We start from the raw sequence: 26,925 nt of genomic DNA on the forward strand, positions 1-26,925 counted from the left end.
GGCGTTGCGTGCTACAGCGGCGTGGCCGCGGGCAGGCTGGGATCGTTCGCGAACGCTGCGGGCGTGTCGGCCGAGGCCGGCATGGCACCGTCCAGGCAAAGGCTGCCCTTGCCTGCGTGGCGGGCGGCGGACAGCGCGCGGTCGGCGCGTGCGAGCAGGTCCGACACCTCGCCGCCGGCCGGCAGCGAGGCCAGGCCGACGCTGCAGGTGAACGCGGCCCCGTCCACGCGCAGGTTGCGGATGCGCTGCTGCAGGCGCTGCAGCCGTTCGCTCGCCTTGGCCTGCGACACGCCCTCGAACAGCAGGCCGAATTCCTCGCCGCCGAGGCGGCCGACACGGCAGCGCGGATCCAGCCGCACCAGCTCCGTCGCCAGCGCCTGCAGCACCGCATCGCCGACGTGGTGGCCGTGCTCGGCGCCGATCCGCTCGAAGTCGTCGATCTCCAGCATGGCCAGCTGCACGGCGTGCCGGGCGCCGATCGCTGCCTCCAGCTCGGCGATGAGCGCGCGCCGGTTGGGAAGGCCGGTCAGCGCATCGGTGGCGGCCAGGCGTCGATCGTTTTCCCGATGCGCGTAGTTGCTGCGCAGGGCGGTGACCACGACGTGGTTCATGGCCAGTCCGATGATCGTCACCGCCGCCACCAGGAGTTCCAGCAGCGGCAGGTCGGCCGCGGTCGGCACCAGGCTGTCGTGCCAGCCGAGCATGATCGCCCAGGTGCAGGCCAGGGCCAGCAGATAGTCGCGCGCGTGGCTGAACAGCACGCTGTAGCCCAGGCTCAGGGTCACCGCCACCGGCAGCATCCAGCTCACGCTGGCGCCGCCCATGTGATGCAGTTGCAGCCGGAACGCGGCATCGAATGCGATCACCGACAGGAAGGCGCCCAGCCGCCATTGCCAGGATTGCCTGGCCATGCGCATGACCAGGCCGCTGCCGAGCATGGCGACGAACGCCAGCGCGTAGCGCGGGTCCAGCGGATGGCGCAGGTAAGGGTTGCACAGCAGCAGCGCCAGCCACACGCACAGGGTCAGGCCCTGGATCGCCAGGATCGGCCGGTCGAGGGTGCGGCGGACATGAAGGTGGTAGTTCATCTGCTCTCCCAGAGCGCGCCGCGGCACTTCAGCGTCTGCGCGGCACGGCCGATCGGTGGTCCAGCGCGGTCCGTCGGTCGCTGGGGCGTCGTCACCGGTTAGCGGCCGCTGCAGGGAGAGCTTGAGCGACTTGCCGCGTTCGCCGGCGCACCCGCCGTGGTCAGCGTGGGGCAGGCGTCCGGCGTCGGGCGGGCGAAGCAGGGGATGCCGGGCGCACAGACCCGGGCGCCGTCATGCGCAGGCGCGAAGCCTGGCGGTCGCCTGCCGCGCCAGCCCGCCACGCCACCCTGCCGAGGCAGCAGTGGCGTGCCGCAGGTACGGCGGTCGCGTGCGCCTACTCGAAGCGCACGCAGTGGCCGTAGCGTTCGGGCTGGATGTCGATGCCCGAGGCATCGGCCTGGTTGTTCTTGCGCCACAGGTTGGGGCGGAAGTCCGGGCCGGTGCAGTTGGCCGCGCTGTCCACGCCGATGGTGTAGGTGTAGGGATTGCCGCGGAAGGTGTTGTTCTCGAAGGTGTTGTCCTGGCTCATGCTGTTGTCCCAGCACAGGATCTGCGGCGTGCGCTGGCGGATCGAGCAGGTCAGGTAGAGCCCGGCGCCCTTGTTGTCGATGAACTGGTTGCCCGCGAACAGGTTGCGGCGTGCGTCGGCCAGGTACACGCCCTGGCTGCCATTGCGCTCCAGGCGGTTGTCGCGGATCTCGCTGTCTTCCAGGTGCTCGGTGGTGATGCCGGCGGCGACGTTGTCGTGGATCACGTTGTCGATCAGCTTGACCTTGGCGGTGCGGTTGAACGACACCCCGTCCCAGGTCGCGCCGGACACGTCGTTGTGCGCGATCAGCAGGTCGCGGCTGTCGAACTCGCTGAGCAGGCAGGCGCTGCGGCACTTGCTCACCCGCAGGTGGGTCAGCTGGATGTTCTGGCCGTTGCGCACCACCACCAGGCTGTTGCTCAGGTACGGGCGTTCGGGCATGAATTCCTTGTCGATGGTGCCGCCGACGATCTGCAACTGTTCCACGCGCACGTCGCGGATCGGCCGGATCGGGCGCTCGTTCTGGTAGTCGCCGATGACGATGGTGGGTTGCTGCACGTGGTCGCGCATGCGCAGCACGGTGCTGTCGCCCTGGCCGCGCAGGCGCAGGCCGTCGCGCTGGATCGAGATCAGCTTGCTCACCGGGAACTCGCCCGCGCTCAGGCACACGGTGGCGGGCTTGCCGTCGTTGGGGACGCGGTCGATCGCGGCCTGCAGATCGTCGCCGGGTTCGGCGCGCACGCTGCAGTCGGCGGCGGCAGTGGGCGCGTCGGCGGCCGGCGCGGCGCTGGCGGAGAACGACACGGCCGCGGCGAGCGGCAGCAACAGGGCGAGCAGGGGAGGGCGCTTCATCGGTAGGCAGACTCGGCAGTGGGGGAGGGAAGGCGGCAGGCCAGCGCAGGCGGACAGACGCTAGCGCGGACCGAGATCAGGTCATTGTGGTGCGGTCGGGCTTAATGTCAGCGTGTACCGGGTCGGGCCGGGCAGGAACTTTGTGGCACGGCCCTGCACCCAGTCGGCGTGGCCCGCGCCCCAGAACGGCGACAGCGGGTGGCCGCTCTGGCCGCCCGGCATGTGCACGATGCCGTCGGCCTCGTGGCCGGGCGCCACCACCATGCGTTCGGAGGCGCCGAATTCCGGGCGCTGCACCCGCGGCATGTTGTCGTCGCCGGGAAGCGGGGTGTCCGGCATGCACAGCCAGCCGCGCAGCGGCCCGGGCAGGCCCTGCGCCAGCGGATGGCAGATCGCCGCGCGGTTCTCCAGGCCCCAGCGGCGCGCGTCCAGCGGGCCTTCGGCTTGCAGGTGCGTGCGCACCTCGGCGGCGGCGTCTTCCAGCAGCGCCTGCCAGCTGCCGTAGCGGCGCGGCAGCAGGTGCAGCGGCTGTTGCTGCAACAGCGGCCAGGCCACGCCTTCCAGTTGCGGCAGCGCCGGGGGCGCGGCATCGGTCTCCGATCCTGTACGCGCCGGTGCGATCAGGCCGTCGCGGATCCGGGTCAGCACCGCCAGGCGCCAGGCACGCACCAGGGTGTAGCTCACCGAACCGGTGCTGGCGCGGCCTTCCCAGTGCCTGGCCGCTTGCGAGACAGCGTGCAGCTCCGGCGTCGCCGTGCCGGCATCGCGTTGCTGCAGCAGCGCCCACCAGCGCTGCAGGAACAGGGCGCGGTCGTCGAGCTGGATCGCCAGCAACTGCCGTTCGTCGAGGTGCGGATGCAGGCGCAGGTCGTCGCGGATCTGCTGGGCGCGCGCGCCCAGCGCGTAGCCGCCGTCGCCGAGCGGTGCCAGTTCGGCGCCGCCGACCACGCGGGCATTGGCGGTCCACAGTTGCCCGTCGGCGGGGTCGATGCGCTGCGGCGACTGTGTGGTGGACAGCGGCCACGGCGCGCAGCGCGCATCCGCCGGCACCGACGCGCGCACGTCGTGCATCACCGCATCGGCGGCGCAATGCGGGCCGCGCAGCGGCAGCGGGCCGAGCACGCGCCAGCCGATGTGGCCGTCGCGGTCGGCCAGCACCAGGTTCTGCGCCGGCGTGGCGATGCGTTGCGCGCGGGCGAAGGCATCGGCAAGGGACGTGGCGCGGGCGAAGTCGGCCAGGCCCAGATTCAGCGCGCCCGGCAGTTGCGCCGCCCAACGCAATGCGAGGGCGCTGCCGTCGGGTTCATGCTGCAGGATCGGACCGTAGGCGGTGTCTTCCACCTGCAGCACGGTGTCGGGCGCGCCCGATACCCGGATCCGTTCGTTGTGCACGGTGACCGGCGTGCAGCCGGGCTGCGGCGTCGCGGCGCAGGGCGTGAGCCGGTACCAGTCGGCGGTATCGGCATAGCTGTTGGTGAAGCCCCAGGCGATGTGGCCGTTGCTGCCGACGATCACCGCCGGCAGACCGGGCAGGGAGAACCCCGACACGTCCACGCGGCCGCCCGGCGCCTGCGCATCGGCATAGCGCAGGCGTACCCGGAACCACAGGCTGGGCGCGCGCAGGGCCAGGTGCATGTCGTTGGCGACGATGGCGCGGCCGTCGGCGGTGCGGCTGCCGGCAATCGCCCAGTTGTTGCTGCCGGGCGCGGTAGGAGCCACCGCGTCGGCGTTGGCCTGCGCGGTCCCATCCGGCAGCCTGCGCAGATCGACCTGACCGGCGTCGGGCAACATCGCGTCGCCGACCGCGCTGCCGTCCAGCGCGGCGTCCCAACTGCTGCCTTCGTGGCGCAGCAGGGCGTACAGCGGCGCGGGCAAGCGCTGCTGCAGCCGGTACAGCTCCAGCTTGCGATCGAGCTGCTTGCCCTGCAGATCGAAGTACATCGCCTGGCCGGCCAGCGCCGAATCCACCGGCTGCCAGTCGCGCGGCGCGGCGAACAGCACCAGATACGGCCATGGCCGCACGCGCAACGCGTGCAGGCCCTGGTTGACGCCGGCGCTGTAGGCCTGCAGTGCCGCCGCGTGCGTGTCGGCGAACGCAGCCAGTTGCGCGCTGCTGCGGGCACGCAGGCGCTGCGCGCGGCGCGCCTTGTCCACGCCCAGCGCATGCGGGCCGACCAGTTCGGACAGTTCGCCGGCGGCGGCGCGACGCAGCAGGTCCATCTCGAAGAAGCGCTCCTGCGCATGCACGTAGCCGAGCGCGCGCATCGCATCGGCTTCGTCGGCGGCCTCGATGGTGACCGTGCCCAGTGCGTCGCGCTGGATACTCACCGGCGCCCGCAGGCCTTGCAGCGGCGCCTTGCCGTCCAGCGTGGCCAGGCTGCCGCGCAGCAGCAGCCAGACGCCCAATACAATGGCGACTGCCAGCAGCAGCGTGCCCAGCAGCAGGCGTTTCCATCGACCGCGCATCGTCTCTCTCCGGTGACAAGTCTCCGATTCTAGACACGCATGCGTGTCGTTCCCGCGTAGGCGCGGCGCGCTGTGCGCGGGGTCACGCATCCCGGGTGGTGCGACTCGGGATGTGAATGATTCCGATTGGAACGCGGCGTGGCGGCATCGGGCACTATGGCGCCCTCAGTCGACCCCACGGAGCCCGCCCATGAAGGGACACCCCGACGTTGTGCAATGCCTCAAGGAGCTGCTGCGCGGCGAACTGGCCGCGCGCGACCAGTATTTCATCCACTCGCGGCGTTACGAGGACCAGGGCCTGCTGGCGCTGTACGAACGCATCAACCACGAGATGGAAGAGGAAACCGAGCACGCCGATGCGCTGCTGCGGCGCATCCTGTTCCTGGAAGGTGACCCGGACATGCGCCCGCATGCCTTCGAGCCCGGGCGCACGGTCGAGGAAATGCTGGAGAAGGACCTGAAGGTCGAGTACGAAGTGCGCGCCAACCTGGCCGCGGGCATGAAGCTGTGCGAGCAGCACGGCGACTACGTCAGCCGCGACGTGCTGCTGGCGCAGTTGCGCGACACCGAAGAAGACCATGCCTGGTGGCTGGAACAGCAGCTCGGCCTGATCAAGCGCATCGGCATGGCGCTGTACCAGACCTCGAAGATCGACGGGCACGTGTCCGGCAAGGACGCCTGATCCAGACGCGCGCCTCCCATCAGCCGGAGGCGCTGATGCGCTGAGCGGGGACTTTCCCGCCACCGCGGCCGTGCCATCGCCGGCTGCCTGCGACCGGCCGCTCGTGCCGGTCGCCACCTCTCGCACTGGCCTGCATCGGCAGTGCCGCCCCGCATGTGCGGCGGCCCCATTCTCGATGCCGTGGCGGTTGCCGCCGCCGTCTGCTGGCCGCAAGCGCCGACCAGCGTTCTGTCCTCCTCGTTTTTTGAAACTGCCGATCGAGTCGGGCGGCGCGCCGCGCTCGGCTGTGGCGTTGGCCGGTGTGGCCCGCGCGTTCGCCCATGCGTGGCCGCTGTGTTGGCTGTCGGCTGTTGCGATGCCGCAAAGATCGGCCGGCGCACGCATGGCGCCGCTCAGGTAATCCCTTCAAATCCAAGCGGTTGCGCGCTTCGTCGCGCCCGCGGCGAACGCCGTGCGGACAATGCTTGCAAAACGGTAGTGATCGCTATACGGTAGTTTTCACTACTTAATTGCGCGATGGCGAGGGGGCGTTCGATGCAGGCGAGTCCGGGAATCAGGCGGTACGGCGTGGTCGGTGTGGTCGTTGCGGGGTGGTTGCTGGCGCCTGCTGCGGCTGGCGCCGCACCGGCTGCGGCGCAGGGGCTGTGGCTGACCGCGGCCAAGGACGCAGTGGTGGAGTTCGCGCCGTGCGCGGATGCGGCTACCGCCTTGTGCGGACGCATCGTCTGGGACAAGGACGCCGGCACCGCCACCGATACCTGCGGCGTGCAGATCGCACGTCTGGCGCGCGAGGACGGCGACACCTGGCGCGACGGCTGGGCCTTCGATCCGCGCAGCGGCAAGCGCTACAAGGCGACGCTGCGCGCCAGCGGCAAATCGCTGGACCTGCGCGCCTTCGTCGGTGTGGAAGTGCTCGGCGAGACCGAGCGCTTCACCCGCGTACAGGCGCTGCCCAGCACGCCGGTCTGCGCCAGGTAGTCACCCGCCGCGCGCGCAATGCGCCGGCACCCTCGACGTGCGGGGCCCGCGATGGCCGCCGCGCGTCCCACCTTCCTGAGCGAACAGGGGAGATTGAGATGACTGCAGTCCGCTTCATGGCGACCCTCGCGGGCGCACTGGCCCTGCACGGCGCGTGTTGCGCCCAGGCCCATGCCCAGCAGGCCGACGCCGATGGCATGGTCAACTACGAATTCCAGAACCAGATCAGGCTGATGAGCGAGCAGCGCACGCGCGGCGTGTCCGACTCGCTGATGCGTCCGTCGCTGAAGTGGACCACCCAGTTCGTGCACGCCAGCGGGTTCGTCGCGCTGCTGGAGGTGGCCAAGGTCAGCAAGAAACAGTTCCTCGATGGCGACGGCCTGGGCATCACCGCCGCGGCCGGCTACCGCTTCGGCAATCCCGATGCCTGGCATGCGGGCGTGGGTCTGGCGACGGAGCGCTTCCCCGGCGCCAGCTTCCTGGCCCCGCACCGGATCGACCTGGAGACCGGAACGCCCGAGGACATCCGCCGCACCGACTACGACAGCAATTTCGGCGTGCTCGAACTCGGCTACGGCGCGGTCGAGGGCCGCCTGCTGTACGTGTTCTCCAAGACCTACCGCGGTGCCGATACCGGCGGCGTATGCGCGCAGATCCTGCAGTTCGCCACCGACCCGACGACGGCGCTGCGCTGCTTCGCCCGTGGCGAGCACGACTCGCGCGGCACCTTGCTGGGCGATCTCAACTACCAGACGCCGCTGCTGCCGTCGGTATTGCCGTCGACCACGCTGCGCCTGCACGCCGGCTACCAGAAGCTGCGCAATTTCAGCGAGGGCAGCTTCGCCGACTACCAGATCGGCGTCACCCACAAGCGTTGGGGCCTGGACTGGAACCTGGACTGGGTCAGCACCCGGGTCAATGCGCACGAGCTGTACTGGGTGCAGGATGGCGCGCGCATCCGCAAGACCGATGGCGACACCCTGGTGGCCTCGATCGGCTACACGTTCTGACCGATGCGCAGCGAACTGCTCGATGCCGACCGGGGCGGCGACCAGCCACTGGTGCTGGCGGTGGACCTGGGAACCTCCGGCTGCAAATGCGCGCTGGTCACCCTGGACGGCCAGGTGATCGCCTGGGCGTTCGAGCCGGTGCCGCTGCACGTGCATGGCGTGTGCGCCGAGCAGGATCCGCGCGACTGGTGGAACGCGCTGCTGGTCACCGCCGCGGCGGTGCTGCAGGGCGGCGAGGCGCTGCGCCGGCGGGTGACCGCGGTGTGCTGCTCGACCCAGGGCGAGTGCACCGTGTGCGTGGACCGCGACGGCCGCGCGCTGGGCAACGCGATGCTGTGGCTGGACATGCGCGGGCAGGCGGCGATCGCGCGGCGCCTGCGCGGGCGCTGGCTCAACGTGCGCGGCTATGCGCCGCTGAAACTGCTGCGCTGGCTGCGCCTGAGCGGCGGCGCGCCGGCCGGCAGCGGCAAGGATTGCGCCGGCCACATCGCCTACCTGCGCGACCACGAGCCGCAGCGCTACCAGCGCACGTACAAGTTCCTCAACGCGCTGGACTATCTCAACCTGCGCCTGACCGGGCGCTTCTGCGCCACCGCCGATTCGGTGCTCACCACCTGGGTCACCGACAACCGCGACCCGATGCGCATCCGCTACGACGACGGCCTGCTGCGGCTGCTCGGCATCGAACGCGACAAGCTGCCGGACCTGGTGGCCTCCACCGAAGTGCTGGGGCCGCTGCTGCCGCAGGTGGCGGCACAGCTGGGGCTGTCGCCGCAGACCCGGGTGATCGCCGGCGCCATCGACAACTCGGCGGTGGCGGTGGCCGCGGCGGTCGAGGACTACGCCGCGCATCTGTACCTGGGCACTTCGTCGTGGCTGGGCGCGCACGTGCCACGGATGAAGACCGATGTGTTCAGCAACATCGCCGCCGTGCCGTGCGCGGTGAGCGGGCGCTACCTGGCCACCGCGCTGCAGTCCACCGCCGGCGCCAACCTGTCGTTCCTGCGCGACCGCATCCTGTTCCATCCCGACGAACTGCTGCGCGACGAAGAACGCCCCGACGTGTACGAGGTGCTCAACGTCATCGCCGCGCGGGTGCCGCCCGGCGCCAATGGCCTGGTCTACATGCCGTGGCTGTTCGGCGAGCGCACCCCGGTGGAGGACCACAGCCTGCGCGCCGGCTTGGTCAACCTGTCGCTGATGCACACCCGCGAGGACATCATCCGCGCCTTCATGGAAGGGGTGGCGTTGAACACGCGCTGGATGATGGAGCCGTTTGCGCGGCTGCTCGGTCGCGATCCGGGCGTGATCGCCGCGGTCGGCGGCGGCGCGCAGTCGGACCTGTGGTGCCAGATCATCGCCGACGTCAGCGGCCAGCCGATCCGGCAACTGCACAACCCGATCCAGGCCAATGCGATCGGCGCCACCTTCATTGCCGGCGTGGGCCTGGGCCGGCTGCGCTTCGCCGACCTGCCGGCGCTGCAACGCGCACGCCGGGTATACGAGCCGTCGCCGCGCAACCGCGCGCTGTACGACGACCGCTATGCGATGTTCCGCGAGTTGCAGCGCACGCTGGCGCCGATCTACCGGCGCATGAATCCCGTTCCCGAGTGCGTGCCGGAGGTTCCCCAGCATGTTTGCCCATGAACAACGCGCGCGCGTGGTCGCGCTGTGCGTGGACCTGTCGCGGCGCGGCTATCTGGCCGGCACCGGCGGCAACGTCGCCTTGCGCCTGGACGCCGAGCGCTTCGCGGTGACGCCATCGGCCATCGATTACCTGGCCATGCGCGCCGAAGACATCTGCGTGGTGCGCCTGGCCGACCTGCGGCAACTGGAGGGCGCCGCGACGCCGTCGGTGGAGACCGGGCTGCATGCGCAGGTGCTGCGCCGCCGGCCCGACGTGGCCTGCAGCATCCACACCCATCAGCCGGTGGCCAGCGCCTGCGCGCTGCTCGGTGCGGCGCTGCCGGTGGAGGAGCCGGCATTGCAGGCGGCGATCGGCATGCGCGTGCCGATGGTCGGTTACTTCCCGTCCGGCACCGGGCTGTTGGCCTGGCTGCTGGCGCGGCAACTGCGCCCCTCGCGCAATGCCTATCTGATGCGCAACCACGGCGTGCTGTGCTGCGGCCGCAGCCTGGAGCAGGCGGTGGCGGCGGTGGATGCACTGGAGCAGGTGGCGCGCGTGCACCTGGCGCGCCGCATCGAACGCCGCGCCCTGCACGACACCGGCCTGGCTGCGCCGTTGCGCGCCATCCTTTCCGCCCTGGAGTCCTGAGCGCATGCACGCCCTTTCCGTTCCCCCGAGCCCGGCACCGACCATGAGCCAGACCCCCGCCATTTCGCAATGGCCCGATGTGGACCAGTTGTACGCGCGCTTCCATGCGCTGGTGAACCAGCCGATGCGGCCGATCGGTGCCGCCGGCATGGCCAAGGTGATGCGCTATTTCGACGAACGTTGCCAGGGCTCCAAACGCCTGGGCGAGGCGGCCAAGCAGGTGATCCCCGGCGGCGTGCAGCACAACCTGGCGTTCAACCATCCGTTCCCGCTGGCGATGCACAGCGCCGAGGGCGCGCACCTGACCGACGTCGACGGCAACCGCTACATCGACTTCCTGCAGGCCGGTGGTCCGACCCTGCTCGGGTCCAATCCGCCGGAACTGCGCGAACACGTGCAGGCGGTGCTGGACCAGTGCGGTCCGGTGACCGGCCTGCTGCACGAGTACGAGGTCAAGCTGGCCGAACTGGTCTGCGCCAGCATGCCGGCGGTGGAGATGCTGCGCCTGCTCGGCTCCGGCACCGAGGCGGTGATGGGCGCGGTGCGCCTGGCCCGCACCCACACCCGCAAGAAATGGATCATCAAGATCGGCGGCGCCTACCACGGCTGGAGCGACCAGTTGGTGTACGGCATGCGCCTGCCGGGCACCGGGCGCATGGAGGCGATCGGCATCCCGCGCGGCGCCACCGCCTACACCCAGGAATGCCACCCCAACGATCTGGAGGCACTGCGCCGCAAGCTGCAGTTCAACCGCCTGCGCGGCGGCACCGCGGCGGTGCTGCTGGAACCGCTGGGGCCGGAGAGCGGCACGCGGCCGGTGCAGCACGACTACAACCGGCAGGTGCGCAGGCTCTGCGACGAGTTCGGCGCGCTGCTGATCTTCGACGAGGTGGTCACCGGCTTCCGGCTCGGCCCGGGCGGTGCGCAGGGCTACTTCGGGGTCATGCCGGACATCACCGTGCTCGGCAAATGCCTGGCCGGCGGCTATCCGATGGCCGGGGCGATCGGTGGCCGCCGCGAGGTGATGATGAGCCTGGTCGGTGGCATCGGCACCACCGCGCGGCGGGCCTTCGTCGGCGGCACGCTGTCGGCCAATCCGCTGTCCTGCGTGGCCGGCTACCACGCCTTGCTGGAGGCCCAGCGCAGCGACGCCGCCGGCCAGGCCGGCCGCGCCGGCGATCGCCTGCGGCAGGGCCTGGAGGCGATCATCCGCCGTCTCGGCCTGCCGTACGTGGTCTACAACATGGGCTCGATCGTGCACCTGCAGACCTCCGGCGTGCTGCTGCTGGACACCGGCAACCTGTACAAGCTGTGGCGCGTGCGCAACGAGGCCAAGGAGCGCAAGCACATGATGGAGGAGATGGGCGCGGCGTATTCCGCGCACGGGCTGATCACCCTGGCCGGCAGCCGCATCTACACCAGCCGCGCCGATACCGACGCGGTGGTGGATGAGGCGCTGAATCGCTTCGACGACGTGTTCAAGCTGGTGTAGCGCATGCCCACCCTCTCGCACATCGAAGCGCTGTGGCTGCAGACCCGCGAGCGGCTCGCCGCCAAGCGCCTGCTCGGCGCCGACGCGGCGGCGCTGGCGCTGCGTTGCCCTGGCACCACGGCGATGTGCTGCGGCGCGCTCGATGCGGAGCGGCCGCAGTGGCTGGACTGGCGCGACCCGGCGCTGCCGGCCGCGGCGCAGGTGCACGCGCAGGTGTACGCGCGGCGTCCGGATGTCGGCGCCAGCGCCTGGTCGGCCGGCGTGTTCGGCCTGCGCCTGGGCGACGTTGGCGGCGTGCTGCCGCAGGTGTTCGACGAGCAGGCCCGGCACATCGGGGCGATGCCGGCGCCGTTTCCTGCGGTCGACGCGTTGGCGACGGCCGCGCCGGGCAGCGGCAGCGTCCTGCTGTTCGGCGCACGCCCGCTGTGTCTGGGCATCACCGCGCAGCGGCTGGCGTTGAACGTGGAATTGTTCGAAAAATGCGCCAAGGCCTATGTGCTTGCCGCGGCCACCGGTGGGCGGGTGCGGGAACTGCCATGGTGGGTGCGGCGCATCGCCAACGGGCGGCTGCGCAAGGACCAGCGGCGTGCCGCCGCGGCCTTTGCCGCGGGCGAATTGCCGGCCGAAAGCAAAGGCTACTGAGGGTCCACTGCGATGACCGCCATGCCATCCCCATCCTCCAGCGCGGCAAGCGCCGTCCAGGCCACGCGTCCGCTCGCGGCGGCGCTGTCGATCGGCGCCATCGCGCTGCTGATCCTCGGCGTACAGCCGATCGTGCTCGGCGCGCTGGTCGAGCAACACCTGATCACGCTGCCCGGCGTGGGCGTGGTGGCGATGGGTGAGATCATCGCCCTGGGCATCGGCGTGGCGTTGGGCGATGCGCTGCTGCCGGTGTCCTGGCAGCGCGCCACGGCGGTCGTCGCGGCGCTGCTGGCCGCAGCGCTGAACCTGGCCACGGTGCAGGCGCAGGGCGATGCGGCCTTCGTCGCGCTGCGTGCGGCCGCCGGCCTGGCCGAAGGGGTGTTGGTCTGGGTGGCCACGATCAGCATCGTGCGCGCGGCCAGCCCGGACCGGGTCACCGCGGTGTTCATGGTGCTGCAGGCCTTGGCGCAGATCGCGCTGGCGGCGGCGCTGGCACTGTGGGTGTTGCCGGCGGCCGGCTGGCAGGGTGGCTTCGTCGCCATGGCCGCGACCTGCCTGCTGGTGCTGCCGCTGGCGGCGGCCCTGCCGGCAGCGGCGAGCCAGGCCCCCGCTGCCGGCATCCAGTGCGCGGCGACCGTCACCGCCAGGCTGCGCTGGTCGCCGGCGACGCTGGCGCCGCTGCTGGTGGCGTTCCTGCAGATGTCGGCGATCGGCGCGTTGTGGGCCTACCTGGAGCCGCTGGCGCTGCGCGCCGGGCTGGATGCGCACGCGGCGCAACTACAGACTTCGTGGGTGCTGGGCATGCAGATCGCCGGCGGGCTGGCGGCGATCTACTGGGTGCGGCGGCTGTCGGTGACGGCGACCCTGACCCTCGGCAGCCTGGCGCTGTGCCTGGTGGCCGCGGCGATGTACCGGGTTCCCGGCGCGCCGGCACTCGGGTTCGCGGCGGTATGCGTGGCGTTCGGCTTCGCCTGGATGTTCCTGATGCCGTTCCATGTCGGCCTGGCGCTGCGCGCCGATGCGCAGGGGCGGGTGGCGGTGCTGGTGCCGGCCGCGCAATTGATCGGATCGGCCTGCGGGCCGTTGCTGGCCTCGCTGCTGCTGCACGCCGACGATCCGGCGCCGGTACCGCTGGTGGGCCTGGGCTTTGCTTTCGCCGCGGCGCTGCTGGCGTTGTGGATCGGCCGGCGGCAACGCCATGCGACTGCCTTGCAGGCCGGCTCGCATGCAGGGTGAGGGGCGCCATGCGCGCGCGCTGATCGCCGCTGCGATGCGTGCCGGCATGCCGCGCGTGACGCAGTGCAGGGCACTGCCACGCGCAGCGGGGTCGCCGACCTCCGCCAGGCAGGAGAATGGCGATGTCGCCTGAGCCCGTGCAGGACACCGCGCCGGAGACGATCGCGGCGCTGTTCGCCGCGCATCAGGCCACCGCGCTGGCCTGGCGCGGCGCCTCGGCGAACGCGCGACGCGCCCGCCTGCGTGCGCTGCGCGATGCGTTGCTGGCGCGGCGGCAGGCGCTGGTCGCCGCCTTCGCCGCCGATTTCGCCAAGCCGGCGCTGGAAGTGGAGTTGACCGAAGTGCTGCCGGTGGTCGACGAGATCGCCACCGCGATCGCGCAGTTGCCACGCTGGATGCGTCCGCGCAAGGTCTCGCCCACCTTGCTCGCCCTGGGTACGCGCGCGCGCATCGCGTTCCAGCCCAAGGGTCGCTGCCTGATCATCGGACCCTGGAACTACCCGGTCGTCACCGTGCTGGGGCCGCTGGTGTCGGCGTTGGCCGCAGGCAACACGGCGCTGATCAAGCCCTCCGAATTCACCCCCCAGGTCAACGCGGTGCTGCAGGCGGTGCTGGAGGAGGCATTCGCGCCGGAAGAGGTGGCCCTGGTGCAGGGCGGTGCGGCGACCGCGCAGGCCTTGCTGGCCTGTCCGTTCGACCATGTGTTCTTCACCGGCTCGGCGGCGGTGGGCCGGCAGGTGATGGCCGCGGCGGCGCGGCAGTTGACGCCGGTGACGCTGGAACTGGGTGGCAAGTCGCCGGTGATCGTCGACCGCAGCGCCGACCTGCGCCGCGCGGCCGAAGTGATCGTCTGGGCCAAGCTGGTCAATGCCGGTCAGACCTGCATCGCCCCGGATACCTTGTTCGTGCATCGCGACGTCAGCGCGCGCCTGCTCGAACACTGCCGCGCCCTGCTGGTGCAGCGCTACGGTGGCGACGCGCCGGCGGTCGCCGCCAGCCCGCACCTGGCGCGCATGATCCACCCGGCCCATGCCGCGCGCGTGGCTGCGCTGATCGACGAGGCGCGCGCCAGTGGGGCGCAACTGCTGGCCGGTGGCGAGCACGACGCGGCACGGCGCTACGTGGCGCCGACGCTGCTGGGGCAGGTGCCGGCGCAGGCGCGCATCGCGCAGGAAGAGATCTTCGGCCCGGTGCTGCCGGTGATCGAGTTCGAGCACCTGGAGGAGGTGCTCGACCGACTCGATGCCGCGCCCAAGCCGCTGGCGCTGTACCTGTGGAGTCGCGACCGCGCCGGCATCGCGCGGGTGTTGGCGCGCACCAGTTCCGGTAGTGCGGTGGTCAACCACTGCCTGCAGCAGTTCGTGCACAGCGGCCTGCCGTTCGGCGGGGTCGGCGCCTCGGGATTCGGCAGTGCGCACGGCGTGCACGGCTTTCGCACCTTCTCGCACGAGCGCGCGCTGCTGCACGGTGGGCGCCTGCCGATCGTCAAGGCGTTCTTTCCTCCGTACACCGCCCTGCAGCAGCGCTTGGCGACCGGCCTCAGCGGCTGGCTGGCGCGGCGCTGAGCGTCGTTGCCGATGGGCCAGGGACGCGCGCGGTAAGATGCGATGTCGGCGCGTGCAGCGGCGCTGCGGCGCCGTCCGCGCGCGCAGGGCCACGGCGATGCGCGCCGCCACGCGGCCTCTGCCGCTCCACCACCATCGAGATCCCATGCCCGCCGACACGCCGCGTTCCCCCGCACCGCACCGCCCGCGCCTGACCGGGAACAAGGTGCCGGCCCAGCATCGCGCCACCGAGACCTACGAACAGATCCTCTCGGTCACCGCGCAACTGCTCGGCGACGTCGGCGTGGAGCGGCTGTCCACCAACCTGGTGTGCGCGCGGGCCGGGCTGACGCCGCCGGCGCTGTACCGCTATTTCCCCAACAAGTACGCGCTGCTGTCGGAACTGGGCCGGCGCCTGATGGAGCGGCAGAACCAGCTCATCCCCAAGTGGATCACCCTGCAGGCGATGAGCGGCACGCGCGAGGAACTGCAGCGCGCGCTGGCCGGACTGGTGCTGGATACCTACCGCGTCACCAAGGCGACCGAGGGCGGTGTCTGGGTGCTGCGCGCGTTGCGCGCGGTGCCGGCGCTGCAGCAGGTGCGCCTGGATTCGCATGCGCAGGTGACCAAGGGCCAGGTGCGCTTCCTCAGCGAGGCCTTCCCCGACGCCGACCCGCGCCAACTGCGCCTGGTCAGCCGCATCGTGGTCGATCTGATCTATGCGACCGTGGAGTTGCTGTTCGACACCCGCCTGAGCGCCCGCGCGGTGGCCGATACGGTGGCGGCGATGATCGCCAGCCATATCGAGCAACTGCGCGACGGCGCGGCGGCCGATGACAGCGCGGAGCAGGCGTCGACAGACGCCGCTTGAGGAAGCAGCGACGCGTCCGCAGACACGGCGCGGCACCCGCAGCGCTGCACGCGCCGCCCCGACCGCGCGGCTAGGCGGCGAACTTGCCTGTGTCGAGATCCGCGATCAACGTCGGGCCGGTCGGCGTCCAGCCGAGCCTGGCCTGGGTCAGCGCGCTCGAGGCCGGCATGTCGAGTTGCACGAACATCGCCATCCAGCCGAAATGCGCGGCCGCCTCGCCCGGTGCGATCGACACCACCGGCAGCCTCAGGCCGCGCCCCAGCGCCTCGGCGATCTCGCGGCTACGGATGCCTTCCTCGCCCACCGCGTGATAACGCGCGCCCGGCTGCGCCCTCTCGATCGCAAGACGATACAGCCGCACCACGTCGGACAGATGGCCGGCCGGCCAGCGGTTGCGGCCGTCGCCGACATAGGCGACCACGCCCTTTTCTCGCGCGATCGCCACCAGCGGGGTGACCAGCCCTTGCCGAAACGGGGTATGGACCTGCGGCAGCCGCATCACCGAGACATTGACCCCGGCCTCGAGCAACGCGTTGCCGGCCTGCTCGGAGGCGATGCGCGGATTCGGATGGGTGGCGTTGAACACGTCCTCGCTGGCCGGCGCGCCGTGTTCGCCGCTGCCCACGCCGGTGCCCGAGGTGATCAGCAGCGGGCGATCGGAGCCGCGCAGCGCCGCGCCGAGGGCCGCGATCGCGCGTCTGTCCTTTTCGCAGTTGGCGGCGAAGTGGCTGAAGTCATGATCGAACGCCGCGTGGATCACCGCATCGGCCTGCGCGGCGCCACGCGCCAGGCTGTCCGGATCCTCGAGCGTGCCGTGGTGGACCTCGGCGCCGGCCGCGCGCAGCGCCTGTGCGCCGGCTTCCGAGCGGGTCATGCCGAGCACGCGATGGCCGGCCTGGAGCAGTTCGGGAACCAGCGCCGAGCCGATGAAACCGGTCGCGCCGGTCAGAAAGATACGCATGGTGCACTCCGTTGTGTCGGTGCGAGCGACTCTCCGGCATCGGCGTATCCCGTTAAAGTAGTGACGTCATCGTAGTAAAGCGACTAACAGGCTCGCCATGCATTCCGATCCAGCCCATTCCCTGGGGGACTTCCTGCGCAGCCGGCGGACCCGGCTCGATCCCGCCAGCTTCGGCTTCTCCGGCCGTCGGCGCACGCCGGGCCTGCGCCGCGAGGAGGTCGCGCAGCGCGCCAACATCAGCCCGACCTGGTACACCTGGCTGGAACAGGGGCGTGGGGGCGCGCCGTCGGCGCAGGTGCTGGAGCGCATCGCCGGCGCGCTGCTGCTGACCGAGGCCGAACGCGACCACCTGTTCATGGTCGCGCTGGGGCGCCGGCCGGAGATGCGCTACCGCGCAGTGGCGGGGGTCGACCCGCGGCTGCAGCGCGTCCTCGATGCGCTGGAAACGAGCCCGGCCATCGTCAAGACGCCGACCTGGGACGTGGTGGCCTGGAATCGCGCGGCGGCGGTGGTGCTGACCGACTACGGCCAGCTCCCCGTCGGCGAGCGCAACATCCTGCGCTTCCTGTTCTGCCATCCCGCCACGCGTGCCAAGCAGCACGATTGGGCGAGGGTGGCACGCTTCGTGGTGGGCGCGTTTCGCGCCGACGTGGTGCGTGCGGGCATCGCGTCGGACGCGGCGGCCCTGGTGACCGAACTGTGCGCGCGCAGCGCCGAATTCGCGGCCCTGTGGCACGACCACGAGGTGTTGAGCCACGGCGAGGGCGATGGCGAAAAGCGTCTCAGGCATCCGCTGCTCGGCGAGATCGCGCTGGAGTACTCGGCTTTCGCCGTGGACGGCCGACCGGACCTGGGCATGATCGTCTACACGCCCGTCGATGCCGGCGTGGCCGCGCGCATTCGCGCGCTGGCGGCCGCGCATGGTGCGGCCGGGGGCGCGCGGGAGGAGACGGCGCTGGCGCCAGGTTGAACAGCGGAGACCTGGGAGAACTGGCGCGCGCTTCGTCGCGCCATCCTTGCGCTTGAGAACAACGTTGGCGACCTGGAGTCTGGTGCCGTAGGAGCGGCTTCAGCCGCGACCTCGTGAGCTGTCGCGGTGAAGCCGTTCCTACGATAAAGAAGGTGGATCTGCTGGCCGAGGTGGACAGTTTCGATCGCCCAAGGCCTCACCAGGAGGCGACGACGCTGCCCTTCTTGACCAGTTCCACCTTGTCGCTGGAGCTGTTGTAGCGCAGATACACGCTGCCGTACTTCTCGAGGATGATGCGCTGATTGGCATTCATTCTCAGGCTGTTGTCGCCAAGGTCGATGCCCATGTTGTAGTTGGACTGGTCGAAGTTGATGCCGATGTTGCCGAGCGCGCCGCTGTCGAAGTGGATGCCGTTCTGCCAGCCGCGCGTGCCTGGCTGGATCTGGATGGCATGCGTGCCGGCGGTGCTTGAACCCGGGGTGTTGAGCAGATTGAGGCCGATGGTCGAACCGCCGTTGGTGTAGGAGGTCAGTTCGCCGTTGAACAGGATGCTGGTGCCGTGCGTTGCGACGTTTTGCCCCGCGATTCCGTCGTAGCCGTGGAACAGTTCGCTGTGGAAACCCGCCAGCCACGGCGAACCGGTGCTGCGCTGGAACGCACGGACCGTGGCGCCCACGCTTTGCGAACTGTCCTGGGTCGCGTTGGGATGTTTGGTCGCGTTGAGCTGGATGTAGAGCGGCCAACTGAAGGAGTTCTGCTGGTCGGACTCGGAGATCAGCGACAGAATCTCATTGGTGTAGCCCGGGCCGACGTTGGACGCATCGCGCCGGCCCCAGCGCACCGAGGTGTCCAGCGCCGGCGCGGACACCGGCGTGCTGGAGAAATCCATGTACTGGCTCAGTTGTTCGCCGACGCTGGTGATGGCGCCGGCGCTGGCGACCACCAGGGCGGCGACGCCGAACAGCAGCACCCGGTTGACCGTCACGGCGCGGCGCAGGCGTTGGTCCTTGGCCTGGAGCTGTTGCTCCAGCCTCTCCACCCTGGCCATCAAGGAAGCATCGTTGCCGGCGTTGCTCACATTCTCGTTCATGGTTGCGGTCCTTCGTTGAGATGACTGCGATGCCGGCGCTGGCACTTGCCCAGCGACGCGTGCTTACTCCACCGCCAGATCGTCGACCTTCTGCCAGCCGCGCGGCAGCAGTCCGCCGCGGCTGGCGCGGGCGCCGAGGTACGCGTCCAGGTCCTTGAACGACAGCGACATGGTGCGCTGGCCGCTCTTGACCAGCAGCGTGTTGCCCGGCGCCACCGCGGCGATCGCCACCACCCGTTCGGTGCTGAGCTTGGCCTTGGGGATGTCGATGATCTTGTTGCCCTTGCCCTTGTCCAGCTCGGGCAGGTCGGCGACCGGGAACGCCAGCAGGTGGCCGGCGCTGGTGACCGCGACGATGCGGTCGCTGCCGGCGCCGCTCACCGGCGCGGGCGGCAGCACCTTGGCGTTCGGGGTCAGGTTGAGCATGGCCTTGCCGGCCTTGTTGCGGCTGGTCAGGTTCTCGAAGCGGGTGACGAAGCCGTAGCCGTGCGAGGACGCCAGCACCAGGCGGCTGTCGTTCTCGCCGCTGGCGATGGCCTGGAACGACGCACCGGCCGCGGGCGAGAAGCGTCCGGTCAGCGGCTCGCCGTTGCCGCGCGCCGAGGGCAGGGTGTGGACCAGGGTCGAATAGGCGCGGCCTTCCGAATCCAGGAACGCCACCTGCTGCGTGCTGCGCCCACGTACCGCCGCCAGCAGGCCGTCGCCGTCGCGGTAGGACAGCGCCGCCGGGTCCACGTCGTGGCCCTTGGCCGCGCGGATCCAGCCCTTCTCCGACATCACCACGGTCATCGGCTCGCTCGGCACCAGCTCGGTCTCGTCGATGGCCTGGGCCGCGCCGCGCTGCACCAGCGGCGAACGCCGCGCATCGCCGAACTTCTTGGCGTCGGCCGTCAGTTCGTCCTTGATCAGCTTCTTCAGCTTGGTCTTGCTGGCCAGCAGCGCCTGCAACTGCTCGCGTTCCTTGGCCAGCGCGTCCTGCTCGCCGCGGATCTTCATCTCTTCCAGCCGCGCGAGCTGGCGCAGGCGCGTCTCCAGGATGTAGTCGGCCTGTTCCTCGCTGAGTCCGAAGCGCGCGATCAGCGCCGGCTTCGGCTCGTCCTCGGTGCGGATGATGCGGATCACTTCGTCCAGGTTGAGGAACGCGGTCAGCAACCCTTCCAACAGGTGCAGGCGGCGCTCGACCTTCTCCAGCCGGTGGTTGAGGCGGCGCACCACGGTGTCGCTGCGGAAGCGCAGCCACTCCTCGAGCAGGGTCTTGAGGTTCTTGACCTGCGGGCGGCCGTCCAGGCCGATCACGTTGAGGTTGACCCGGTAGCTGCGCTCCAGGTCGGTGGTGGCGAACAGGTGGCCCATCAACTGCTCGGCGTCGACCCGGTTGGAGCGCGGCACCAGCACCACCCGCACCGGGTTGGCGTGATCGGACTCGTCACGGATGTCTTCCAGCCACGGCAGCTTCTTGGCGCGCATCTGCTGCGCGATCTGCTCGATCACCTTCGACGGCGACACCTGGTAGGGCAGCGCCGTGACCACGATGTTGGCGTTTTCCTTCTGGTAGGTGGCGCGGGCGCGCACGCTGCCATGGCCGGTTTCGTAAATGGTGCGCAGGTCGGCGGCCGGGGTGATGATCTCGGCGGTGGTCGGGTAGTCCGGGCCGCGCACGTGTTCGCACAGGTCGGCGACGCTGGCATCGGGGTCGTCGAGCAGGCGGATCAGCGCGCTGACGATCTCGTTGAGGTTGTGCGGCGGCACGTCGGTGGCCATGCCCACGGCGATGCCGGTGGTGCCGTTGAGCAGCAGGTGCGGCAGCCGCGCCGGCATCCAGGTCGGCTCGTCCAGGGTGCCGTCGAAGTTCGGCGACCAGTCCACCGTGCCCTGGCCCAGTTCGCCCAGCAGCACTTCGGCGATCGGGGTCAGCTTGGACTCGGTGTAGCGCATCGCCGCGAACGACTTCGGGTCGTCGGTGGAGCCGAAGTTGCCCTGGCCTTCGATCAGCGGGTAGCGGTAGGAGAACGGCTGCGCCATCAGCACCAGCGCTTCGTAGCAGGCGCTGTCGCCGTGCGGGTGGTATTTGCCGATCACGTCGCCGACGGTGCGCGCGGACTTCTTCGGCTTGGCCGTCGCGTTCAGGCCCAGCTCGCTCATCGCATAGATGATGCGCCGCTGCACCGGTTTGAGCCCGTCGCCGAGGAACGGCAGGGCGCGGTCCAGCACCACGTACATGGAGTAGTCGAGGTAGGCGCGTTCGGCGTATTCGCGCAGCGGCAGCTGCTCGAAACCATGGAAGGCGGGGCGGGCGAGATCGGTCATGCGCAGGAAGTACCTATAGGGGAACGCGGCGCCAGGCGCCGCAGGTCAGCCGGTCGATTATCCGGATGCGGCTGGCGATGCCAAGCCGCGCGTACCGCCGGCGCTGGCCAGGTAACGGGCCGGAGGATGACCGAAGCGGCCGCGAAAGGCGGTGACGAAGGCGCTGGGGCTGCTGTAGCCCAGGCGGAAGGCGGTGTCGGCGACGCTGGCGCCGTCGCTGAGCCGGCGCAGCGCCTCGGCCAGCCGCGCCTGCTGGCGCCAGCCGGCGAAGCCGAACCCGGTCTCGTCGCGGAAGTGCCGGCTCAGGCTGCGCGGCGACAGCCCGGCCCAGTGCGCCCACTGCGCCAGCGAGCGGTCGTCGGCAGGGGTCTCCAGCAACTGGGTGGCGATGCGCAGCAGGCGCCGGTCGCGCGGCATCGGCAGGTGCAGGTGCTCGACCGGGGCGTTGCGCACCTCGTCCAGCAACACCGCGCACAGGCGCTGCTGCTCGGCCTCCAGTGCCGGCGGCACACCCCACTGGGTCATCCGCCGCAGCACCTCACGGAACAGGCCGTTCATGCCGATCACGCAGGCCCGCGGCGGAAGGTCGGTGCAGACGTCGGGACGGATCAGCACCAGGTAGCTGCGCACCCGGCCGGACACCTGCACGGTATGCAGTTCCTGCGGCGGCATCCAGCCGGCGCAGCCCGGCGGCAGCGACCACTGGCCGTGCGCGGTACGCGTGCCCAGCACGCCGTCCTCCACGTAGATCAACTGGCCGCGTACGTGGCGGTGCCAGTCCACCTCGCGTCGCAGCGATACCGGCGAATGCGCCATGAACGCCAGCGCCGGCGGGCCGTCGGCACGTTCGAACCACTCCATGGCGCGCGGATCCAGGGCGCTCTCGGAAGCGACCGCGGGCGCGGCGATGGCAGACGTGGTTGGCGCGATTTCGATATCCATTGTCCGGATTGTAATACCGAGCCACGGCCGCCCGCCGCTACAGTGCGCTCCCCGACAGCGTTCTCCTTTTGCAACGCAGCATCTAATTTCCATGGGGATATTTTCTTGACATATATTTCTAAATGAAAATAATAGGCGCCCATGAACTGCGCTCCCTCCCTGCCTGGCCCGCCCTCGTTCGGCCTGCTCCTGCGCCAGGTGCGTGACGGCCTGATGCGCCGGCTCGACCAGGCCATGACCGGGCTGGAGCCGGACCTGGGCTTCAGCCACTACCTCGGCATGAAGGCCCTGGCCTACATGGCGCCATGCACCGCCAACGAACTGGCCCAGGCCATCGACCAGAACCCCAGCGCGGTGACGCGCCTGCTGGACAAGCTGGAAGACCTGGGCTGGGTGCGCCGCGAGGCGCATGCGCAGGACCGCCGCGCGCTGCAGATCGTGCTCACCGACGACGGCCGCGCGCTGTGGCAGCAACTCAAGCAGCGCGGCGACGACGCCATCGCCGACGCGCTGCGCGATCTGTCCGCCGAAGAGCGCGAGCAGCTGTTCTCGTTGTTGGCCCGCGTCCGCGACTCCCTCAATTCGCACTGAACCCGCCCACATGACTCTGTCTTCTTCTCCTTCCCGCCTGCGTCCATTCGCGGTCGCGGCCCTCACCCTGGCGCTGGCGGCCTGCGCCAGCAGCCGTGGCCTGGAACCGCAGGGGCGCCGACTCGATGCCGACCGCCAGTTGCACATCGACAAGACCCTGGCCGCCGACGCCCTGGCGCCGGCACCGTGGCCGCAGCAGGACTGGTGGAAGGCGCTGGGCGATCCGCAGCTCGACGCGCTGATCGCCGAAGCCCTGCAGGGCACGCCCAGCCTGGACGCCGCCGATGCGCGGCTGCGCCTGGCGCAGGCGCAGGCCGGCGCGGCCGACGCCGACCGCGGCGCCAAGCTGTCGCTGTCGGCCGGCTACACCGGCCTGCAACTGCCCAAGGGCCTGGTCGGCGACGAGATCGGCGGCAAGTACATCCACAACGAACAGGCGCTGCTGAACTTCAGCTACGGCTTCGACCTGTGGGGCGGCAAGCGCGCGTCGTGGGAGGCGGCGGTGGACCAGGCGCATGCGGCCGAGGTCGACGCGCAGGCCGCGCGCCTGGACCTGTCGGCCGGCGTCGCCCGTGCCTACGCGCAGCTGGGCTACGCCTGGCATCTGTACGACCTGGCCGGCGCCGAACTGGCGCGCTCGGAGAACAGCCTGAAGCTGGTGCGGCAGCGTCGCGATGCCGGCATCGACAGCAACCTGCAACTGCGCCAGGCCGAGTCGCGGGTGCCGGCGGCGCGCCAGCAGCAGGCCGCCGCGCAGCAGCAGATCGACGAAGCGCGCACCGCGCTGGCGGCCTTGCTCGGCCGCGGCCCGGACCGCGGGCTGCAGATCGAGCGGCCGCGCCTGCTCGACCCGCAGGCCGCGCGGGTGCCGTCGGTGCTGCCCAGCGACCTGCTCGGCCGCCGGCCCGACGTGGTCGCCGCGCGCTGGCGCGTGGAAGCCGCCTCGCAGGGCATCCATGCGGCCAAGGCGCAGTTCTATCCCAGCATCAACCTGAGCCTGCTGGGTGGCGTCGCCGCCACCAACCCGGACGACCTGTTCAAGAGTTCCTCGGTGCTGGGCCTGCTCAGCCCGGGCGTGAGCCTGCCGCTGTTCGACAGCGGGCGGCTGCGCAGCCAGCTGGCCGAGCGCGACGCGCAGTACGACCTGGCGGTGGCCAACTACAACCAGACCCTGGTGGCGGCGCTGCGCGAGGTGGCCGACCAGGTCAACGCGGCGCGCTCGCTGGCCGAGCAGGCGCAGCAGCAGGCGCAGGCGCTGGAGACCGCGCAGGCCGCCTTCGACCTGTCGCAGCAGCGCTACCGCGCCGGCATCGGCAACTACCTGGACGTGCTCAGCGCGCAGCAGCAGTTGCTCGACGCGCAGCAGCGCCTGGCGTCCCTGCAAGCCAATCAGATCCTGGTCTCGGTGCGCCTGAATCAGGCGCTGGGCGGCGGCTACGACGCCACCTCCGCCGCCGACGCGCCGAGCTCTTCTTCCGCACCTTCGCATTCCTGAGATCGCTGCAATGAATCAGACAACGACCCCCGCTTCCTCCGCTCCCGCCCCCAGCCGGCGCGGCAAGCTGCTGCGCGGCCTGGCCGTGGTAGTGGTGCTGGTGCTGATCGCGCTGGCGATCTGGTACTTCCTGGTCGGCCGCTGGCACGAGGACACCGACGACGCCTACGTGCAGGGCAACCTGGTGCAGATCACCCCGATGGTGGCCGGCACCGTGGTGCGCATCGACGCCGACGACGGCATGCGCGTGGAGCGCGGCCAGCCGCTGGTCAAGCTCGACCCGGCCGATACCGAGGTCGCGCTGCAGCAGGCCGAGGCCAATCTGGCGCGCACCGTGCGCCAGGTGCGCGGTCTGTACCGCTCGGTCGAGGGCGCCCAGGCCGAACTGTCCGCGCAGCAGGTGACCCTGCAGCGCGCCCGCGCCGACGTCGCCCGCCGCGCCAGCCTGGTCGCCACCGGCGCGATCTCCGCCGAAGAGCTGGCGCATGCCCGCGACCAACTGGCCGCCGCCGAGGCCGCGGTCAGCGGCTCGCGCGAGACCCTGGCGCGCAACCGCGCCTTGATCGACGAGAACGGCGTGGCCGACCAGCCCGACGTGCAGGGCGCCGCCGCGCAGGTGCGCCAGGCCTTCCTCAACAACGCCCGCAGCGCCATCGTCGCGCCGGTGTCCGGCTACGTGGCACGACGCTCGGTGCAGGTCGGCCAGCGCGTGCAGCCCGGCACCGCGCTGATGGCGGTGGTGCCGCTGAACCAGGTGTGGGTGGACGCCAACTTCAAGGAAACCCAGCTCAAGCACATGCGCCTGGGCCAGCCGGTGGAGCTGGAGTCGGACGTGTACGGAAGCGCGGTGACCTACCGCGGCACCGTGCAGAGCCTGGGCATCGGTACCGGCAGCGCGTTCTCGCTGCTGCCGGCGCAGAACGCCAGCGGCAACTGGATCAAGATCGTGCAGCGCGTGCCGGTGCGCATCGCCATCGACGCCAAGCAACTGGAGCAGCACCCGCTGCGCATCGGCCTGTCGATGAAGGCCGACGTCAACCTGCATGACCAGAACGGCGGGGTGCTGCCCACCAAGCCGGCCAGCGGCACGCTGCTGGATACCGACGTCTATGCGCAGCAGCTGCAGCAGGCCGACGCGGCCGTGAAGCAGATCATCCACGCCAACCTGCCCGACGCCGCCAAGGCGAACTGAGCCCGGTCATGTCCAACCAAGCTGCCGCTCCCGCCGCGCCCGGGGCTCCGGGCGCACCGGCCGCCGGGTTCCGCCCGGCCAGTGTGGCGTTGTGCACGGTGGGCCTGGCGATGGCCTCGTTCATGCAGGTGCTCGACACCACCATCGCCAACGTGTCGCTGCCCACCATCGCCGGCAACCTCGGCGCCAGTTCGCAGCAGGCCACCTGGGTCATCACCTCGTTCGCGGTCAGCAACGCCATCGCGCTGCCGCTGACCGGCTTCCTCAGCCGCCGCTTCGGCGAGACCAAGCTGTTCGTGTGGGCCACGCTGGCCTTCACCGCGGCCTCGCTGCTGTGCGGCCTGGCCCAGAGCATGGGCATGCTGGTGGTGTCGCGCGCGCTGCAGGGCTTCGTCTGCGGCCCGATGTACCCGATCACCCAGAGCCTGCTGGTGTCGATCTACCCGCGCGAGAAACGCGGCCAGGCGCTGGCGCTGCTGGCGATGATCACCGTGGTCGCGCCCATCGCCGGGCCGATCCTCGGCGGCTGGATCACCGACAACTACAGCTGGGAATGGATCTTCCTGATCAACGTGCCGCTGGGCATCATCGCCGCGACCGTGGTCGGCTCGCAGTTGCGCGACCGTCCCGAGCCGACCGAGCGCCCGCGCATGGACTACGTCGGCCTGATCACCCTGATCATCGGCGTGGGCTGCCTGCAGGTGGTGCTGGACCTGGGCAACGACGAGGACTGGTTCAATTCGACCAAGATCGTCGTGCTGGCCGCGATCTCGGCGGTGGCGCTGGCGGTGTTCCTGATCTGGGAACTGACCGACAAGGATCCGATCGTCGACCTGCGCCTGTTCCGCCACCGCAACTTCCGCGCCGGCACCATGGCGCTGATCGTGGCCTATGCGGCGTTCTTCAGCGTGTCGCTGCTGATCCCGCAGTGGCTGCAGCGCGACATGGGCTACACCGCGATCTGGGCCGGCCTGGCCACCGCGCCGATCGGCATCCTGCCGGTGATCATGACCCCGTTCGTCGGCAAGTACGCCTCGCGCTTCGACCTGCGGCTGCTGGCCAGCATCGCCTTCATCTTCATGGCCACCACCAGCTTCATGCGCTCGGACTTCAACCTGCAGGTGGATTTCCCGCACGTGGCCGGCGTGCAGTTGCTGATGGGCGTGGGCGTGGCGCTGTTCTTCATGCCGGTGCTGCAGATCCTGCTGTCGGACCTGGACGGGCGCGAGATCGCCGCCGGTTCCGGCCTGGCCACGTTCCTGCGCACGCTGGGCGGCAGCTTCGCCGCCTCGCTGACCACCTACCTGTGGGCCAAGCGCACGCAGCTGCACCATGCGCACCTGACCGAACACATTTCCACCTACACGCCGGGCATGCAGGAACAGGTGCAGATGATGGGCAACGGCAGCCTGCAGAACGGCGCGGCGCTGCTCAACAACACCATCAACCACCAGGCCTCGCAGATGGGCTTCAACGACATCTTCTATCTGCTGGGCTGGACCTTCCTCGGGATCATCTTCTTCCTGTGGCTGGCCAAGCCGCCGTTCGGCGGCGGTGGCGGCGCGGCGGCCGCCGGCGGCCACTGAGGCCGTCACGGCCGGCGCCGTCGTTCGCCGGCCGGTCATGCAGTGTCCCTTGTGCGGCGGCGTGTCGTCCCGGCACGCCGCCGCGACGCGACCTGCGTGCCCGGCGTCGCGCTCCGGTGTCGCGCC

22 protein-coding genes are annotated in these 26,925 nt (G+C 70.5%); 15 read left to right on the top strand and 7 right to left on the bottom strand.

All coding sequences use genetic code 11. The features are described from left to right. Window positions 1-11: 11 nt before the first annotated feature. The 3 genes from J7357_RS01315 to J7357_RS01325 all read right to left on the bottom strand — a co-directional run bounded on the left by J7357_RS01315 (window position 12) and on the right by J7357_RS01325 (window position 4,935). Complete coding sequence (locus J7357_RS01315; protein ID WP_209244294.1) at window positions 12-1,088, bottom strand: GGDEF domain-containing protein; 1,077 nt, start codon at window positions 1,086-1,088, stop codon at window positions 12-14. 334 nt (window positions 1,089-1,422) lie between these two features. Further along, window positions 1,423-2,469, bottom strand: coding sequence for a right-handed parallel beta-helix repeat-containing protein (locus J7357_RS01320; RefSeq protein ID WP_209244296.1), 1,047 nt, complete (start codon window positions 2,467-2,469; stop codon window positions 1,423-1,425). A gap of 81 nt (window positions 2,470-2,550) precedes the next feature. Beyond that, entirely contained in the window at window positions 2,551-4,935 is a 2,385-nt protein-coding gene (locus J7357_RS01325) for a penicillin acylase family protein (protein WP_209244304.1), read from the bottom strand. A gap of 190 nt (window positions 4,936-5,125) precedes the next feature. On the opposite strand from J7357_RS01325, the gene bfr reads away from it, so the two are divergent. From bfr to J7357_RS01375, 10 genes are all read left to right on the top strand, one after another. Then, a complete protein-coding gene (gene bfr, locus J7357_RS01330; RefSeq protein ID WP_026143459.1) occupies window positions 5,126-5,617 on the top strand; it encodes a bacterioferritin in 492 nt (163 codons plus the stop codon). A 534-nt stretch (window positions 5,618-6,151) separates the two neighbouring features. Then, on the top strand, window positions 6,152-6,595 hold the full coding sequence (locus J7357_RS01335) for a DUF2147 domain-containing protein (RefSeq protein WP_209244306.1): 444 nt from the start codon (window positions 6,152-6,154) through the stop codon (window positions 6,593-6,595). 116 nt (window positions 6,596-6,711) lie between these two features. Then, the gene (locus J7357_RS01340) at window positions 6,712-7,605 is read left to right on the top strand and encodes a TorF family putative porin (RefSeq protein WP_209244308.1); all 894 of its coding nucleotides are present in this window, start codon (window positions 6,712-6,714) and stop codon (window positions 7,603-7,605) included. A gap of 3 nt (window positions 7,606-7,608) precedes the next feature. Then, complete coding sequence (locus tag J7357_RS01345) at window positions 7,609-9,252, top strand: FGGY-family carbohydrate kinase (RefSeq protein WP_209244310.1); 1,644 nt, start codon at window positions 7,609-7,611, stop codon at window positions 9,250-9,252. Next, window positions 9,239-9,880 carry a class II aldolase/adducin family protein gene (locus tag J7357_RS01350; protein ID WP_209244312.1) on the top strand — a complete coding sequence of 214 codons (642 nt, stop codon included), beginning with the start codon at window positions 9,239-9,241 and terminating at the stop codon, window positions 9,878-9,880. The genes J7357_RS01345 and J7357_RS01350 overlap by 14 nt, the downstream gene beginning before the upstream one ends. A 43-nt stretch (window positions 9,881-9,923) precedes the next feature. After that, on the top strand, window positions 9,924-11,372 hold the full coding sequence (locus J7357_RS01355) for an aminotransferase class III-fold pyridoxal phosphate-dependent enzyme (protein WP_209244314.1): 1,449 nt from the start codon (window positions 9,924-9,926) through the stop codon (window positions 11,370-11,372). A 3-nt stretch (window positions 11,373-11,375) separates the two neighbouring features. After that, window positions 11,376-12,014, top strand: coding sequence for a hypothetical protein (locus J7357_RS01360; RefSeq protein ID WP_209244316.1), 639 nt, complete (start codon window positions 11,376-11,378; stop codon window positions 12,012-12,014). A gap of 84 nt (window positions 12,015-12,098) precedes the next feature. Further along, entirely contained in the window at window positions 12,099-13,250 is a 1,152-nt protein-coding gene (locus J7357_RS01365; protein ID WP_209244874.1) for an MFS transporter, read from the top strand. A 122-nt stretch (window positions 13,251-13,372) separates the two neighbouring features. Beyond that, window positions 13,373-14,815 carry an aldehyde dehydrogenase family protein gene (locus J7357_RS01370; protein ID WP_209244318.1) on the top strand — a complete coding sequence of 481 codons (1,443 nt, stop codon included), beginning with the start codon at window positions 13,373-13,375 and terminating at the stop codon, window positions 14,813-14,815. A 145-nt stretch (window positions 14,816-14,960) separates the two neighbouring features. Then, on the top strand, window positions 14,961-15,665 hold the full coding sequence (locus J7357_RS01375) for a TetR/AcrR family transcriptional regulator (RefSeq protein ID WP_209244319.1): 705 nt from the start codon (window positions 14,961-14,963) through the stop codon (window positions 15,663-15,665). 70 nt (window positions 15,666-15,735) lie between these two features. On the opposite strand, the gene J7357_RS01380 is transcribed toward J7357_RS01375, so the two are convergent. After that, a complete protein-coding gene (locus J7357_RS01380; protein WP_209244321.1) occupies window positions 15,736-16,626 on the bottom strand; it encodes an SDR family oxidoreductase in 891 nt (296 codons plus the stop codon). Between the two features lie 97 nt (window positions 16,627-16,723). On the opposite strand from J7357_RS01380, the gene J7357_RS01385 reads away from it, so the two are divergent. Next, window positions 16,724-17,596, top strand: a complete 873-nt coding sequence (locus tag J7357_RS01385; RefSeq protein ID WP_209244323.1) for a helix-turn-helix transcriptional regulator — start codon at window positions 16,724-16,726, stop codon at window positions 17,594-17,596. A gap of 196 nt (window positions 17,597-17,792) precedes the next feature. Here the strand turns inward: J7357_RS01385 and J7357_RS01390 are convergent, their stop codons facing one another. The 3 genes from J7357_RS01390 to J7357_RS01400 all read right to left on the bottom strand — a co-directional run bounded on the left by J7357_RS01390 (window position 17,793) and on the right by J7357_RS01400 (window position 21,854). Beyond that, window positions 17,793-18,686, bottom strand: a complete 894-nt coding sequence (locus J7357_RS01390; protein ID WP_010344002.1) for a hypothetical protein — start codon at window positions 18,684-18,686, stop codon at window positions 17,793-17,795. Window positions 18,687-18,749: 63 nt separating this feature from the next. Further along, the gene (parC, locus tag J7357_RS01395) at window positions 18,750-20,993 is read right to left on the bottom strand and encodes a DNA topoisomerase IV subunit A (RefSeq protein ID WP_152245920.1); all 2,244 of its coding nucleotides are present in this window, start codon (window positions 20,991-20,993) and stop codon (window positions 18,750-18,752) included. Between the two features lie 57 nt (window positions 20,994-21,050). Continuing rightward, a complete protein-coding gene (locus J7357_RS01400; RefSeq protein ID WP_209244875.1) occupies window positions 21,051-21,854 on the bottom strand; it encodes a helix-turn-helix transcriptional regulator in 804 nt (267 codons plus the stop codon). A 222-nt stretch (window positions 21,855-22,076) separates the two neighbouring features. On the opposite strand from J7357_RS01400, the gene J7357_RS01405 reads away from it, so the two are divergent. Genes J7357_RS01405 through J7357_RS01420 form a run of 4 tightly spaced genes read left to right on the top strand, consistent with a single transcriptional unit; the run spans window position 22,077 to window position 26,799 of the window. Next, the gene (locus J7357_RS01405; RefSeq protein ID WP_209029804.1) at window positions 22,077-22,526 is read left to right on the top strand and encodes a MarR family transcriptional regulator; all 450 of its coding nucleotides are present in this window, start codon (window positions 22,077-22,079) and stop codon (window positions 22,524-22,526) included. Between the two features lie 10 nt (window positions 22,527-22,536). Then, window positions 22,537-24,021 (top strand): efflux transporter outer membrane subunit, encoded by a 1,485-nt coding sequence (locus J7357_RS01410; protein WP_209244325.1) that lies wholly within the window; start codon window positions 22,537-22,539, stop codon window positions 24,019-24,021. Between the two features lie 10 nt (window positions 24,022-24,031). Then, entirely contained in the window at window positions 24,032-25,213 is a 1,182-nt protein-coding gene (locus tag J7357_RS01415) for an efflux RND transporter periplasmic adaptor subunit (protein ID WP_209244327.1), read from the top strand. Between the two features lie 8 nt (window positions 25,214-25,221). Next, complete coding sequence (locus tag J7357_RS01420; protein ID WP_041500323.1) at window positions 25,222-26,799, top strand: DHA2 family efflux MFS transporter permease subunit; 1,578 nt, start codon at window positions 25,222-25,224, stop codon at window positions 26,797-26,799. Window positions 26,800-26,925 lie beyond the last annotated feature (126 nt).

The sequence above is a fragment of the Xanthomonas sp. D-109 genome, from assembly GCF_017746095.1.
GTDB classification, from domain to species: Bacteria; Pseudomonadota; Gammaproteobacteria; order Xanthomonadales; family Xanthomonadaceae; genus Xanthomonas_A; species Xanthomonas_A sacchari.

Excerpts from the sequence above, each read along its gene's own strand:
- bfr (WP_026143459.1), top strand. The coding sequence starts at position 5,126 with ATGAAGGGACACCCCGACGTTGTGCAATGCCTCAAGGAGCTGCTGCGC.
- J7357_RS01340 (WP_209244308.1), top strand. The coding sequence starts at position 6,712 with ATGGCGACCCTCGCGGGCGCACTGGCCCTGCACGGCGCGTGTTGCGCC.
- J7357_RS01345 (WP_209244310.1), top strand. The coding sequence starts at position 7,609 with ATGCGCAGCGAACTGCTCGATGCCGACCGGGGCGGCGACCAGCCACTG.
- J7357_RS01375 (WP_209244319.1), top strand. The coding sequence starts at position 14,961 with ATGCCCGCCGACACGCCGCGTTCCCCCGCACCGCACCGCCCGCGCCTG.
- J7357_RS01355 (WP_209244314.1), top strand. The coding sequence starts at position 9,924 with ATGAGCCAGACCCCCGCCATTTCGCAATGGCCCGATGTGGACCAGTTG.
- J7357_RS01415 (WP_209244327.1), top strand. The coding sequence starts at position 24,032 with ATGAATCAGACAACGACCCCCGCTTCCTCCGCTCCCGCCCCCAGCCGG.
- J7357_RS01410 (WP_209244325.1), top strand. The coding sequence starts at position 22,537 with ATGACTCTGTCTTCTTCTCCTTCCCGCCTGCGTCCATTCGCGGTCGCG.
- J7357_RS01370 (WP_209244318.1), top strand. The coding sequence starts at position 13,373 with ATGTCGCCTGAGCCCGTGCAGGACACCGCGCCGGAGACGATCGCGGCG.
- J7357_RS01405 (WP_209029804.1), top strand. The coding sequence starts at position 22,077 with ATGAACTGCGCTCCCTCCCTGCCTGGCCCGCCCTCGTTCGGCCTGCTC.
- J7357_RS01325 (WP_209244304.1), bottom strand. The coding sequence starts at position 4,935 with ATGCGCGGTCGATGGAAACGCCTGCTGCTGGGCACGCTGCTGCTGGCA.
- J7357_RS01320 (WP_209244296.1), bottom strand. The coding sequence starts at position 2,469 with ATGAAGCGCCCTCCCCTGCTCGCCCTGTTGCTGCCGCTCGCCGCGGCC.
- parC (WP_152245920.1), bottom strand. The coding sequence starts at position 20,993 with ATGACCGATCTCGCCCGCCCCGCCTTCCATGGTTTCGAGCAGCTGCCG.
- J7357_RS01315 (WP_209244294.1), bottom strand. The coding sequence starts at position 1,088 with ATGAACTACCACCTTCATGTCCGCCGCACCCTCGACCGGCCGATCCTG.
- J7357_RS01360 (WP_209244316.1), top strand. The coding sequence starts at position 11,376 with ATGCCCACCCTCTCGCACATCGAAGCGCTGTGGCTGCAGACCCGCGAG.
- J7357_RS01390 (WP_010344002.1), bottom strand. The coding sequence starts at position 18,686 with ATGAACGAGAATGTGAGCAACGCCGGCAACGATGCTTCCTTGATGGCC.
- J7357_RS01385 (WP_209244323.1), top strand. The coding sequence starts at position 16,724 with ATGCATTCCGATCCAGCCCATTCCCTGGGGGACTTCCTGCGCAGCCGG.
- J7357_RS01420 (WP_041500323.1), top strand. The coding sequence starts at position 25,222 with ATGTCCAACCAAGCTGCCGCTCCCGCCGCGCCCGGGGCTCCGGGCGCA.
- J7357_RS01335 (WP_209244306.1), top strand. The coding sequence starts at position 6,152 with ATGCAGGCGAGTCCGGGAATCAGGCGGTACGGCGTGGTCGGTGTGGTC.
- J7357_RS01350 (WP_209244312.1), top strand. The coding sequence starts at position 9,239 with ATGTTTGCCCATGAACAACGCGCGCGCGTGGTCGCGCTGTGCGTGGAC.
- J7357_RS01380 (WP_209244321.1), bottom strand. The coding sequence starts at position 16,626 with ATGCGTATCTTTCTGACCGGCGCGACCGGTTTCATCGGCTCGGCGCTG.
- J7357_RS01400 (WP_209244875.1), bottom strand. The coding sequence starts at position 21,854 with ATGGAGTGGTTCGAACGTGCCGACGGCCCGCCGGCGCTGGCGTTCATG.